This window comes from Streptomyces fuscichromogenes, assembly GCF_014645815.1.
Lineage (GTDB): Bacteria > Actinomycetota > Actinomycetes > Streptomycetales > Streptomycetaceae > Streptomyces > Streptomyces fuscichromogenes.
Genome location: NZ_BMML01000015.1, coordinates 99,282 through 111,289, shown reverse-complemented (window position 1 = coordinate 111,289; position 12,008 = coordinate 99,282). Strand labels below are relative to the sequence as shown.

The 12,008-nt window shown below is 71.9% G+C and carries 10 protein-coding genes; 5 read left to right on the top strand and 5 right to left on the bottom strand.

Annotated elements, in window-relative coordinates; all coding sequences use genetic code 11:
- Positions 1–85: 85 nt before the first annotated feature.
- Complete coding sequence (locus tag IEZ11_RS29700) at positions 86–1,351, top strand: MDR family MFS transporter (RefSeq protein ID WP_189265994.1); 1,266 nt, start codon at positions 86–88, stop codon at positions 1,349–1,351.
- Between the two features lie 314 nt (positions 1,352–1,665).
- Here the strand turns inward: IEZ11_RS29700 and IEZ11_RS29695 are convergent, their stop codons facing one another.
- Together IEZ11_RS29695 and IEZ11_RS29690 are read right to left on the bottom strand one after the other, a co-directional pair.
- Positions 1,666–2,832, bottom strand: coding sequence for a hypothetical protein (locus IEZ11_RS29695; RefSeq protein ID WP_189265993.1), 1,167 nt, complete (start codon positions 2,830–2,832; stop codon positions 1,666–1,668).
- Between the two features lie 114 nt (positions 2,833–2,946).
- On the bottom strand, positions 2,947–3,411 hold the full coding sequence (locus IEZ11_RS29690) for a DUF2000 domain-containing protein (RefSeq protein WP_189265992.1): 465 nt from the start codon (positions 3,409–3,411) through the stop codon (positions 2,947–2,949).
- On the opposite strand from IEZ11_RS29690, the gene IEZ11_RS29685 reads away from it, so the two are divergent.
- Positions 3,410–4,279 (top strand): AraC family transcriptional regulator, encoded by an 870-nt coding sequence (locus IEZ11_RS29685; RefSeq protein WP_229713431.1) that lies wholly within the window; start codon positions 3,410–3,412, stop codon positions 4,277–4,279. The two genes, IEZ11_RS29690 and IEZ11_RS29685, sit on opposite strands and share 2 nt — an antisense overlap.
- Here the strand turns inward: IEZ11_RS29685 and IEZ11_RS29680 are convergent.
- The 3 genes from IEZ11_RS29680 to mshA form a co-directional block, all read right to left on the bottom strand.
- Positions 4,272–5,945 carry a glycosyl hydrolase family 28-related protein gene (locus tag IEZ11_RS29680; RefSeq protein WP_229713430.1) on the bottom strand — a complete coding sequence of 558 codons (1,674 nt, stop codon included), beginning with the start codon at positions 5,943–5,945 and terminating at the stop codon, positions 4,272–4,274. The two genes, IEZ11_RS29685 and IEZ11_RS29680, sit on opposite strands and share 8 nt — an antisense overlap.
- 131 nt (positions 5,946–6,076) lie before the next feature.
- Positions 6,077–6,586 (bottom strand): type III secretion system chaperone family protein, encoded by a 510-nt coding sequence (locus tag IEZ11_RS29675; RefSeq protein ID WP_189265989.1) that lies wholly within the window; start codon positions 6,584–6,586, stop codon positions 6,077–6,079.
- Complete coding sequence (mshA, locus tag IEZ11_RS29670) at positions 6,579–7,916, bottom strand: D-inositol-3-phosphate glycosyltransferase (RefSeq protein ID WP_189265988.1); 1,338 nt, start codon at positions 7,914–7,916, stop codon at positions 6,579–6,581. Before mshA ends, IEZ11_RS29675 begins: the two co-directional genes overlap by 8 nt.
- A gap of 248 nt (positions 7,917–8,164) precedes the next feature.
- Here mshA and IEZ11_RS29665 point away from each other — a divergent pair, with 248 nt between their 5' ends.
- The 3 genes from IEZ11_RS29665 (at position 8,165) to IEZ11_RS29655 (ending at position 11,915) form a co-directional block, all read left to right on the top strand.
- Positions 8,165–8,956, top strand: coding sequence for a class I SAM-dependent methyltransferase (locus IEZ11_RS29665; RefSeq protein ID WP_189265987.1), 792 nt, complete (start codon positions 8,165–8,167; stop codon positions 8,954–8,956).
- 222 nt (positions 8,957–9,178) lie between these two features.
- Positions 9,179–10,297 carry a C40 family peptidase gene (locus IEZ11_RS29660; RefSeq protein WP_189265986.1) on the top strand — a complete coding sequence of 373 codons (1,119 nt, stop codon included), beginning with the start codon at positions 9,179–9,181 and terminating at the stop codon, positions 10,295–10,297.
- A 307-nt stretch (positions 10,298–10,604) separates the two neighbouring features.
- Positions 10,605–11,915, top strand: coding sequence for a PP2C family protein-serine/threonine phosphatase (locus IEZ11_RS29655; protein WP_189265985.1), 1,311 nt, complete (start codon positions 10,605–10,607; stop codon positions 11,913–11,915).
- Positions 11,916–12,008: the final 93 nt, after the last annotated feature.

The window sequence follows — 12,008 nt, the reverse complement described above, 5'->3', positions numbered from 1 at the left end:
CTGTTAATTGAGTGGCTCAGGCGAGCGGCCGGTCAGTAAGTTCCCTACATTCCTTGCAGCACTTACACCTCGCCCTGGGGGAGCCATGCCGTCCGCCGCCCTGCGCCGCGCCGTCCGGGAGACCGTCACCGGTCTGCCCCGGGAGTTCTGGTGGCTGTGGACCAGCACCCTCGTCAACCGGCTCGGGGCCTTCGTCGCCACGTACATGGCCCTGTATCTGACCCTCGACCGGGGCTACAGCGCGTCGTACGCCGGGCTCGTCGCCTCCCTGCACGGGCTGGGCGGGGTCGTGTCCTCGCTGGCGGGCGGGGTGATGGCCGACCGGCTGGGGCGGCGGCCGACCCTGCTCGTCGCCCAGTCCTCGACCGCCGCGGCCGTCGCGCTGCTCGGGTTCGTCCGGGATCCGGTCGCCATCGCCGCCGTCGCCTTCCTGGTCGGCGTGGCCTCCAACGCCTCCCGGCCGGCCGTCCAGGCCATGATGGCCGACATCGTGCGGCCCGAGGACCGGGTACGGGCGTTCTCGCTCAACTACTGGGCGATCAACCTCGGCTTCGCCGTGTCCTCCATGGGCGCCGGGTTCATCGCCGAGGTCAGCTACCGCGCCGGGTTCCTGATCGAGGCCGGGATGACCGCCGTCTGCGCCGTCCTCGTCTTCCTCAAGCTGCCCGAGTCGCGGCCCGAGCGAGCCGCGGCCGAGGCCGCCGGGGGCCGTGAGGTCAGCCTCGGGACCGTGGTGCGCGACCGGCGCTACATGGGTGTCGTCGGGCTCTCGTTCCTGATCGCCCTCGTCTTCCAGCAGGGGTCGGTCGGACTGCCGGTGGCGATGGGGGAGGCCGGGTTCTCGCCCGCCGACTACGGGATGGCCATCGCCGTGAACGGGGCGCTCATCGTGGTGCTCCAGATTCCGGTGACCCGGGTCGTCCAGCACCGGGACGCACGGTCCCTGCTCGTCGTCTCGTCCCTCCTCGCGGGGTACGGGTTCGGGCTCACCGCCCTTGCCGGGTCGGTCGGGGTGTTCGCGCTCACCGTGTGCGTGTGGACGCTCGCCGAGATCGTCAACGCGCCGACCCAGACGGGGCTGGTGGTGCGGCTCTCGCCGGTACGGGGCAGGGGGCGGTACCAGGGGATGTACACGATGTCCTGGTCCGCCGCCGCGCTCGTCGCGCCGCTGATGTCCGGGGTCGTCATCGACCGGTTCGGGGCGCGGTGGCTGTGGGGGATGTGCGCGGTGGTGGGAACGGCGGCGGCTCTCGGGTACGGGCTGTTGATGCGGCGCCTGCCGGAGGAGCCGGAGGAACGCCCCGCGACCACCGCGCCGACGAGCGCCGGGACCGAGGTCCGAGCGGCCTGAGCAGGCCCCCTGGCCCCTGCCTTCGAAGACCGGGCAGGGGCTAGGGGCAGGGGCAAGCAGACAAGGGGGCAGGGGGGCAGAGGGGCAGGGGCAAGGAGGCCGGGGCCTCGCGGGCCAGCCTGCGTAGCCCCGGCCCGCGTACCCGGACCCGCTCGGCCGAGGCCATCTAGCTCAGCCCACGTGACCAGGCCCGCCCTGCCCGACCAAGTCCGACCAGGCCCGCCCTGCCCGACCAAGCCCGACCAAGCCCGCCCTGCCCGACCAGGCCCGCCCTGCCCGGCCCGCCTAACCCAGCCCGCGTACCCGGACCCCCGTCAGTTCGTGCAGCCCGGGATCGGGAGCGGGACGCAGTTCGTCGGGATGTTGTGGGTGATGGTGGAGGCCGTGAGCGTGATCGGGACGTTCGTGCGGAGGCCTCCGGGCGCCGTCGTGGAGGCGTTGTTGCGGACGTGGCTGTGGTCGAGCGTGACCAGCCCGTTGTTGTTGTAGATGCCGCCTGCCACGGCCGAACCGGGGCCGTTCGCGCTGTTGCGGATGACCTTGCTGCCGTTGAGGACGAGCACGGTGGTCGTACCGGAGTTGTGGATACCGCCGCCGGCGCCTCCCAGGCCTCCGACGACGTTGCCGCTGACTTCCGACTTGTCCAGCTCCACCCGCGACCCAGCCCCCGAGTTCGCGATCCCGCCGCCCGCGAGACCGGGGGTCGTGTTGTTCGCGATCTTGCTTTCGATGATCGTCGTCACCGCGCCGCCGCTGTTACCGATACCGCCACCGCCGACGTTCGCGGTGTTGCGGCTGATGATGCTCGCGTGGATGAAGGCGCCGCTGCCGAACTGGAGGAGTCCGCCGCCGGCGGTCTGGGCGTGGTTGCGGCCGACCTCGGAGTTGTCCAGGGTCAACCTTCCCTGGCTGAACACCCCACCGCCGCTGAGCGCGTTGTTGAACGCCACCCAGCTGCGCCGGATGTTCGCCGTGGCGTTCGTGGACAGCGCCACACCGCCGCCGTTGAGAGAGGCGGTGTTGTCGATCACGTCGACTTTCACCAGCGTGAGCTTGCCGTTGCTGTCGACGAGGATGCCCCCGCCGTTGCCGGTACCGGTGGCGGTGGTGGCGTTGCCGCCGCGGACGGTGAGGTCCTGCAGGCGCAGGTTGCCGGTGGAGAGGACGTGGAAGATCCGGAACGCGGGGGTCGCGTTCCCGTCGCGGACGATCGTCGCGCCGTTGCCCTTGATCGTGAGGGGCTGGGCGATGGTCGGCAGGCCTTCACCGGTGCTGAAGGGGGAGGTCAAGTGGTAGGTGCAGTTGCGGGCAAGGGACAGGGTGTCCCCCGACGAGGCGCCGCTGATGGCGTTCGTCAGCGCTGCCGTGTAGCAGGGGACCGGCGTCGACGGGTCGTCGTCGCCGGCGGCCGCCGGTCCGCCCGTCACGCACGTGACGATCGCCGCCACCGCGGCCACACTGGAGAATCGGATGTATCGCATGACTCTGAGATGCGACATTCGTGAAGAAGTTGATCAGATTAAATGATCCAATCACCCGGTCACGCCACACGATTCCTTCGGTCGGCTCATCGCCGGCTCAGTCGGCCCCGGGTCTCACGGATGCATCCGCGCCCCCTTCAGCACCTTGTCCACCGCGTTCCGCGGCCCGTACACCGCAAGCCCCACCAGATCCAGCCCCGCCGTGGGCACGGCGCGTACCGCCGCCCGGTTGTCGCGGTCGTTGCCGGTCGAGAACAGGTCCGCGGTGAAGACGGCCCGGGGCAGGGCCCGGCCCAGCGCCCGCTCGTGCGCCGTCCCGAGCGTCTCCTTCGTGCCCTCGAAGACCAGCACCGGCTGCCGGAACATCGGCAGGTAACCCACCCCGTCGGCGTCCTCGTACGGCTCCCCGACCACCTCGGGAACCGTCGCGCCCAGGCCGCTGACCAGGAACGCGGTGACGTTCAGCCGCTGCCAGGACTCCAGGTCCGCCCGCAGCAGCACGGCGATCTTCGTGTCGAAAGTGCTCATGCCCCGAGACTGCCGGGCGTCGTCCGCGCGGGTCTTGTACGTTCTTTGCATGGCCGCCCGGCAGCACATCGCCCAGGAAGCCGCCCAGGAAGCCGCCCGGGGAGCCGCCCGGGGAGCGCCCCAGGAGGTCACCGCCTGGCGCCCCCTGGTCCCGGGCGTCACCGAGGTCTTCCACGCGCGCTTCACCGAGTACGCGTACCCGATGCACGTACACGACGCCTGGACGCTGCTCATCGTGGACGACGGCGCCGTACGGTACGACCTCGACCGGCACGAGCACGGCACCCCGGGCGACACCGTGTCCCTGCTGCCGCCGCACGTCCCGCACAACGGCTCCCCCGCCACCGCGGGCGGCTTCCGCAAACGCGTGGTGTACCTGGACGGCACCCTCCTCGGGGAGGACCTCATCGGCGCGGCCGTCGACGGGCCCGACCTGCGTGACCCCCTGCTGCGGCAACGCGTCGGCCTGCTGCACTCCGCCCTCGCCCGCCCCGGCGACGAACTGGAGGCCGAGAGCCGGCTCACCCTCATCAGTGAGCGGCTGCGGGGCCTGCTCCGCCCAAGGCTCGTGGCCGGGACCGAAAGGGCTCCCGACCCGGCCCTCGCCCAGAACCTCCGTGAACTCCTGGACGAGCGGGTCACCGACGGGCTCGCCCTGGCGGAGGCCGCGCGCCTGCTGCACGCCCACCCGGCCCACCTGGTACGGGCGTTCAGCGGCGCGTACGGCATCGCCCCGCACCAGTACCTGATGTCCCGCCGGGTCGGCCGGGCGCGCCGGCTGCTGCTCGACGGCGTACCGCCCGCCGGGGCGGCCACCGCCACCGGCTTCCACGACCAGGCCCATCTCACCCGGCACTTCAGGAAACTGGTGGGGGTGACCCCGGGGCGTTACCGGGACAGCGCGCGGTACGTCACCTGACGCCGCAGTCGAGGTCCCGCTGGGCCTCGTACAGGTTCCGCGGCCGTACCGCGTCCCAGGTGCCGTACAGCTCCAGGCGGGAGTTCAGGTCGCCGGTGAAGTCCGGTACGTCGGTCTGGTCGAAGTCGGTGACGGTGTTGAGGCCGACCGTGGCGGAGTACGGGGCAAGGCCGTCGAGGCGCATCAGGCCCGCGCGGCCGTTGGTCACCCGGACGTTCCAGTGCGTGAAGCGGGCGCCGAACAGCGGCCCGGCGTTGGCGTCGCCGCCGTGCCGGCCGTTGTTGTCCACGGTGATGTCGGTGCGGACGTTGCCGAACGGCAGGCCGCGGTGGGAGTCGAAGGTGCCCATCTGCATCTCGCCGCGCGACCAGACGTTGTGGGAGGACAGCCCCTCGACGTTGATGCCGTGGAGCTGGGTGTCGGACGGCGCCGGGACCGTGCGCTCCTCGACGGTGAAGTCCTCGATCAGGTTGTCGTGCGAGCCCTCGCGGCAGAAGTAGGGGTGGTGCTCGCCCCGGCCGCCGACCCGGGTGCGGCGCAGGGTGCAGGCGGAGGCGGCGACCAGGCCGAAGCCGTTGTCGACGTTGCGGACGGTGACGTCGTCCACCCAGCAGTCGTACGCGCACTGCAGGACGACCCCGTTGTAGCCCTTGTCGAGGAGGTGCGGGGACTGCGGGGTCTCCATGACGTCCAGGGTGAGGCCCTCCACGCCGGATCCGGTCAACTCCCGTACATGGGTGGTGAACTGGGGGTTCCACTCCGGGCGGAGATCCACCGGCAGCGGCCGCTCCAGCGTCACCCGGCGGCCGCGCACCGCGGTGACCCGGACGGGCCACTCGTAGGGGACGTACGACAGCAGCTTGGTCTTGTCCTCCCAGTAGTACGACGCCGGGCCCGGACCGCCGCCGGACATGTGCTGGAGGAGGGTGTGGGCGGTGTCGTCGGCGACCCGGAGCAGGACCAGGCGGCCGGGACGCAGCCGGGAGGGGTCGGACACGGTGACCGTCCGGTCGCCCCGCCGGGCCGGTTCTACGGGCGTCAACTGCTCCCATTCGTCACGCTTGTTGCCCGTCCAGCCCTCGAAGGGCCAGGCCTGCGCCCTGACGGCGGCGGTCAGCGAGTCCCAACGGGCCTTCGGCGCCAGCCAGATGAGCCCGCCCGCCCAGGACCAGGCCGACTTCGTGCCGCCGTAGCGGGAGCCGTAGGGGCCGATCAGTTCGGTGAGGCTCTTCGTCGCGTACAGCGTCGTACGGCCGCTGCCGGCACCGCGCAGCACCACGTCGTCGTGGCCGAGCAGGACCATGCCGTCGATCCGGAAGGTGCCGGGCGGGATGGTGACCGTGCCACCGCCGGCCCTGGCGGCAGCGGCGATGGCACGGTTGATCGCGGGGGCGCAGTCGGTGACGCCGTCGGCCACGGCGCCGTACGCGCGGATGTCGGCCACCACCGGGAGCCGGCGGATCCGGGCGGCTCCGGCCCGGCCGACGTACGGGATCTGCGGGTGGGTGAAGGGGGTGCGGGTGAACTCCCGCCAGAGGGACGGGACCTGCCCGTCCGTGGCGTGCGCCGTGCCGCCCGCCACGGTGGTCGCGGCGACGGCCGTGGCACCGGCGAGAAGGGCCCGCCTGGTCATGCCGACGGCCGTGCCGTGGTGCGTGGTGCTCATTCCGTACGTCCTTCCCATGGCGGCTTTCATGGTTGTGAACGACGTTCATGTGTGCGTTGGACGCGAGCATGCCACGGCGGCCCGGGACGTCGAAAGAGGCGTGCAGGGGTCAATCAGGTACGGACCTGAAGTCAGTCAGCAGGACGTTCGATCAGATGCGTGAACGCGTCGAGGTTCCGCGTCGACTCGCCCCGGGACACCCGCCACGCGTACTCCTTGCGGATCGCGGAGGCGAAGCCCAGCTCCAGGAGGGTGTTGAAGGCGCCGTCCGCGGCCTCCAGGACCTGCCCGAAAAGGCGGTCGATCTCGTCGGCGGTGACGGAGTCGAGCGAGAGCCTCGCGGTGACGTAGACGTCGCCGAGGCGGTCGACGGCGTAACTCACGCCGTACAGCTTGAGGTTGCGCTCCAGGAGCCAGCGGTGGACGGCCGGTTCGTTCTCGTCCGGGTGCCGGACGACGAAGGCGTTCAGCGAGAGGGAGTGCCGGCCGACGATGAGGGAGACGGTCGTCTTCAGCTTGCGGGTGCCGGGGAGCTGGACGACGTAGGTGCCGGACCCGGGGCTCTCCCACTCCAGTTCGGAGTCCTTCAGGACACCCTCGATGACCTGCGCGGCCTGCCGTTCCCGTGGAGCATCACCCATGGGCCGAGCGTACGCGACGGCGGTACGACTGGGTCGCGGCCAGGTAGACGTCGGCGGTGGCGGCCGCCGCCGTGTCCCAGCCGAAGCACTGGGCGTGCCGGGCGGCCGCGTTGCCGAAACGGTCCGTCAAGGACGCGTCGTCGGCGAACCGGCGCAGCACGCGCGCGTAGTCGGCCGGATCGTGACCGCAGACCAGGAAGCCGGTCTCGCCGTCCCGTACGGCCACCGGGAGGCCGCCGACCGAGGCGGCGAGGACGGGGGTGCCGGCCGCCTGGGCCTCTATCGCCACCAGGCCGAAGGACTCGCTGTAGGAGGGCATGACCAGCACGGAGGCCGCCCGGAACCAGTCCACGAGCTGTTCCTGGCCGACCGGCGGGCGGAACCGCACGACGTCCGCTATGCCGAGCCGCGCGGCCAGCTTCTGCAGGCCCTCCGGCTTGGCGAGACCACTGCCGCTGGGGCCGCCGACGATCGGCACGACGATCCGGGAGCGGAGTTCGGGGCGCTCGTCGAGGAGCACGGCCACGGCGCGGAGCAGCACGTCGGGGGCCTTGAGGGGCTGGATGCGGCCCGCGAAGACCGGGATCAGGGCGTCCTGCGGGAGGCCCAGGCGGGCGCGGGCGGCGGCGCGGCCGTCGGCGGGGCGGAACCGGTCGAGGTTCACGCCGGGGTGGACGACGGCGACCTTGGCGGGATCGGCGACGTAGTGCCGTACCAGTTCACCGGCCTCTTCGGAGGTGTTCGCGATGAGGCGGTCGGCGGCGGCCACTATCTGGGTCTCGCCGATGACCCGGGCGGCGGGTTCGGGGGTGTCGCCGTCGGCCAGGTTGGCGTTCTTGACCTTCGCCATGGTGTGCATGGCGTGCACGAGGGGGACGCCCCAGCGCTGGGCGGCGAGCCAGCCGACGTGGCCGGAGAGCCAGTAGTGCGAGTGGACGAGGTCGTAGTGACCGGGGCGGTGGCCGGCCCAGGCCTGCATCACGCCGTGCGTGAAGGCGCACAGCTGGGCCGGGAGCTCTTCCTTGGCGAGGCCCTCGTAGGGGCCGGCGTCGACGTGCCGGACGAGGACGCCGGGGGCGAGCTCCACGGTGTGCGGGAGGCCGCCCGAGGTGGCCCGGGTGAAGATCTCGACCTCGATGTTGATCGCGGCGAGGCGCTGCGCGAGCTCCACGATGTAGACGTTCATGCCGCCGGCGTCGCCGGTGCCGGGCTGGTGGAGCGGTGAGGTGTGCACGGAGAGCATCGCGACCCGGCGCGGGCGGCGGGGCCGCAGGAGCCGGGTGGCAGCTGACGGGGAGCGGCGCCCGAGCCTGCCGGCGTACTGGCTCACGTGGCGGTCCTCCTCTGTTCGGGCATGCCGTCGGGAGGGCGTCGAGCGTCCTCCAGGGTGGAAACAGCGGAGGCACTGATTCCCATTCCGGGGGCGGGTTATTTTGCCGGGACATTACCTTATGTCGCTCAACCGTTCGAGAATGGGATGCGTGGGGTGGTGTGGCCGAGGGTCGAGTGCGGGCCGGTGGGGCTTGTCGCGCAGTTCCCCGCGCCTCTACGGGGGCGCCTCCACTTACCCTCGTACGCATGAGTGCCCGCGCTTCCCGCCCCGTGGGAACGGTGACGCGCGGGACCACCAACCCCAACCGGCTGCGTCGTATGGACCGCTGGATCGCTGCCACGCACGGGGCGGAACTGCGCCGCGCGGAGGACCCCGTCGCCGTCGACCTCGGGTACGGCGCCGCCCCCTGGACCGCGGTCGAACTGCTCGGCCGGCTGCGTACCGTCGCGCCACGCGCGCGTGTCGTCGGGATCGAGATCGAGCCCGCGCGGGTCGCCGCCGCGCTGCCGTACGAGCGCGAGGGGCTGGCCTTCCGGCACGGCGGCTTCGAGATCCCGCTCCCCGCACGGCCGTTGCTCATCCGCGCGGCCAACGTGCTGCGGCAGTACGACGAGAGCGAGGTCGCCGAGGTGTGGCAGCGGCTGTGCGGGCGGCTCGCGCCCGGCGGGCTGCTGGTGGAGGGGACCTGTGACGAGATCGGGCGGCGGCACGTGTGGGTCGCGCTCGGGACGGAGGGGCCGCGGACGGTGACCTTCGCGACCCGGCTCGGGTCCCTGGAGCGCCCCTCGGACCTCGCCGAACGGCTGCCGAAGGCGCTGATCCACCGCAATGTGCCGGGCGAACCGGTGCACGCGTTCCTGCGGGACTTCGACCGCGCGTGGGCGGCGGCCGCGCCCTACGCGTCGTACGGCGCCCGGCAGCGGTGGATCCGGGCGGTGCGGGAACTGGCGGCCGACTGGCCGGTCACGGACTCGGCGGCGCGCTGGCGGCAGGGCGAAGTGACGGTGGCGTGGGGAGCGTTGGCACCCCCGGAATGAGGGGGCGGCGGGCCGGGAACGATCTCGGGGCGGCGAGCGGGGAACGATCCAGGTGAGTCGTTCGTCACAAAGACGGGAAGATCGTCGTACTCGGGGGGAAACCGGGGAGGAACCCACCCGTCACCTCTGTCGCCCTACCCCTGTCGCTTTGCGGCACCACGTGGCACGATCCTCCACGCGGCGTAAGTTACTGACGGTTAATCAGTTCCTGGGGGGCGGGTCATGGGACCGGACAAGCACACCGTCCGGCCGGGCGGGCGCGGGATCCTGGCGACGGCGGTGACCGTGGCCTGCGCGGTGACGATGCTGGCGGCGCCCGGCACGGCGTTCGCGGCCCCCAGCCCCTCCCCCTCCCCCAGCGCCTCCTCCAGCGCCTCGGCCAGTCCCTCCGCGACTCTCCCGCCGGACAAGGACCTTGAGGCGGTGAGCAAGAAGCTGGACGGGCTGTACCACGACGCGGCCGTCGCCACCGACGCGTACAACGCCGCCGAGGAGGCGGCGCAGAAGCAGTCCGCCGAGATCGTCGACCTGGCCGAGAAGATCGTCAAGGGACAGCAGAAGCTCGACGGGCTGAAGGAGCGGGCGGGCCGGGCGGCCGCCGCCCAGTACCGCACCGGCGGACTGCCGGACACCGCTCAGCTGATGCTGAGCGACGACCCCTCCCTGTTCCTGGACGGGGCCGGACGGGTGCTCCAGGGCGAGCGTGCCACCAAGGCGCTGATCAGGGAACTGACACAGACCCAGCAGGACTTGACGCAGTACGCGGCGGACGCGGCCGACCAGTGGAACAGGCTGGAGGCCGGCCGCGAGGCGAAGGCCGCCGCGAAGAAGAAGATCAAGCAGCGGATCGCCGCCGCCGAGAAGCTCCAGTCGACGCTGGAGAAGAAGCAGAAGGAGCGCCTCGCCGAGCTGGAGCGGGAGGCCGCCTACAAGGCGCAGACCGCCTGGCTGGACACCGGGATACTCGACGAGATCCACAGCAAGGCGTCCGCGGCGGGCCGCAAGGCGGTCGCGTTCGCCACCGCCCAGCTCGGCAAGCCGTACGTGTGGGGCGCACAGGGCCCGGACTCCTACGACTGCTCGGGGCTGACCTCGAAGGCCTGGGCGAGCGCCGGGCAGCCGATCCCGCGCACCTCCGAGGAGCAGTGGAAGCAGCTCAAGCACATCGACGTCAAGGACATGCGCCCCGGCGACCTGATCATCTACTACGACGACGCCAGCCATGTGGCGATGTACATAGGGGACGGCGCGATCATCCAGGCCCCGCGCCCGGGGCGGACGGTGTCGATCGGCGGCGCGGGGACGATGCCGATCCTCGGGGTGGTACGGCCGGACGCCTGAGCGGTGCCGGGCACATGGGCGGTGCCGGGCGCTTTGGGCGTGATACCCCTTTCGTGAACTGCGTCATGTGATGCAGTGCACGCCAACGCCCGTTCAAACTCGGGCGGCACGTGACCTTCGTCATCCCCTTCGAACAGGCTTCTTGCCCAACTGCGGTACGGCACGCGGCATATGACAGTGGCCTGAGACAGAGCGACGCGGCTCACACCATTCCGTTGTGGTGGCCAGTACCGCTATGGTCCCGGTCTGGTGGGTCGAGGTCCCTCGCCCCGCCATGCCCTCGGGGGGAGGGAAGGAACCCGACACGATGCCCGTACCCGTACCGCGGCAGAGAGCGATCCCGGCCGTGGAGAGTGGTCAGGCGCCGGCCGCCACGCCCGCACAGGGCGGCGGCCCCCTCAAGGAAGAGGCCAACCGCACGGAAGCCGCCACGCCCAGCGCCGGCGGCACCACTCTCACCTTGCTGCTGATCGAGGACGATCCGGCCGGTTCGCCGGTCCTGCCCGAGTTGCAGGACGCGTCCGGCACCTCGATCCGCGTCCGCACCGCCCGCAACCTCACCGAGGCCGAGCGGCTGCTGACCGACGACGTCCACTGCATCCTGCTGGACCTGGCGCTGCCGGCGCCGGGCGGCAAGGCCGCGGAGGGCGAGCTCGCCGTGCTCAAGCACGTACTGGAGCTCGCGCCCCGGCACGCCGTACTCGCGCTCACCGCCTCCGGTGACACCGAGCGCGGCACCGAGGCCGTGCGCGTCGGCGCCCAGGACTACCTCTTCCGCGACGAACTGGACGGACGGCTGCTGAGCCGCGCCATCCGGTACGCCGTCGAGCGCAAACGCTCCCTCACGACCGAGCGCAAGCTCGCGGAGGGGCGGCTGCGCGCGCAGGAGAACCGCCGTCTTGAGCGGGGCCTGCTGCCCACGCCCCTGCTGGAGGGTTCCTCGCTGCGGTTCGCCGCCCGCTACCGCCCCGGCCGCTCCCGGGCGCTGCTCGGCGGCGACTTCTACGACACGGTGCGCACGCCCGACGGGACCGTGCACGCGATGATCGGCGACGTCTGCGGGCACGGCCCGGACGAGGCCGCGCTCGGCGTGGAGCTGCGGATCGCCTGGCGGGCGCTGACCCTGGCGGGGCTGAGCGGCGACGATCTGCTGAGCACTCTGCAGGAGGTCCTTGAGCACGAGCGGTCCGACGAGGAGATCTTCGCGACGCTCTGCACCGTCGACATAGCGCCGGACGGGCGCCGGGCGGGGCTGTGCCTGGCCGGGCATCCGGCGCCGCTGATCGCCCGTGCCGGACGGCCGGCCGATCTGCTGCCGTACGACAACAACGGACCGGCGCTGGGGCTGCTGAAGGGTGCCCGGTGGCCGCGGATGCAGGTGAAGCTGGGCGCCGCGTGGAGCCTGATGCTCTACACCGACGGCCTGATCGAGGGCCGGGTGGGCTCGGGCGGGGAGCGGCTGGGGCAGGAGGGGATGGTCGAGATGGTCCGGCGTCAGCTGGCGTCCGGCCTGACCGGGGAGGCGTTGCTGCGGGCGGCGGTGAACGAGGTGCGGCAGCTCAATGGGGGCGAGCTGACGGATGACGTGGCCGTCGTGCTGCTGGACCGGGGGGTTTGAGGGGGAGCTCGCCGTTTCCGGTTCGGTGGTCGGCCGGGTGCGGGTGCGTGGGGCTGGTCGCGCAGTTCCCCCCGCCCCTGAAGGGGGGCACCT

Bases quoted from the DNA above. Each gene is read 5' to 3' on its own strand.
- IEZ11_RS29665 (WP_189265987.1), top strand. From the start codon at position 8,165: ATGAGTGCCCGCGCTTCCCGCCCCGTGGGAACGGTGACGCGCGGGACC.
- IEZ11_RS29660 (WP_189265986.1), top strand. From the start codon at position 9,179: ATGGGACCGGACAAGCACACCGTCCGGCCGGGCGGGCGCGGGATCCTG.
- IEZ11_RS29655 (WP_189265985.1), top strand. From the start codon at position 10,605: ATGCCCGTACCCGTACCGCGGCAGAGAGCGATCCCGGCCGTGGAGAGT.
- IEZ11_RS29695 (WP_189265993.1), bottom strand. From the start codon at position 2,832: ATGCGATACATCCGATTCTCCAGTGTGGCCGCGGTGGCGGCGATCGTC.
- IEZ11_RS29690 (WP_189265992.1), bottom strand. From the start codon at position 3,411: ATGCAAAGAACGTACAAGACCCGCGCGGACGACGCCCGGCAGTCTCGG.
- IEZ11_RS29680 (WP_229713430.1), bottom strand. From the start codon at position 5,945: ATGAGCACCACGCACCACGGCACGGCCGTCGGCATGACCAGGCGGGCC.
- IEZ11_RS29675 (WP_189265989.1), bottom strand. From the start codon at position 6,586: ATGGGTGATGCTCCACGGGAACGGCAGGCCGCGCAGGTCATCGAGGGT.
- IEZ11_RS29700 (WP_189265994.1), top strand. From the start codon at position 86: ATGCCGTCCGCCGCCCTGCGCCGCGCCGTCCGGGAGACCGTCACCGGT.
- IEZ11_RS29685 (WP_229713431.1), top strand. From the start codon at position 3,410: ATGGCCGCCCGGCAGCACATCGCCCAGGAAGCCGCCCAGGAAGCCGCC.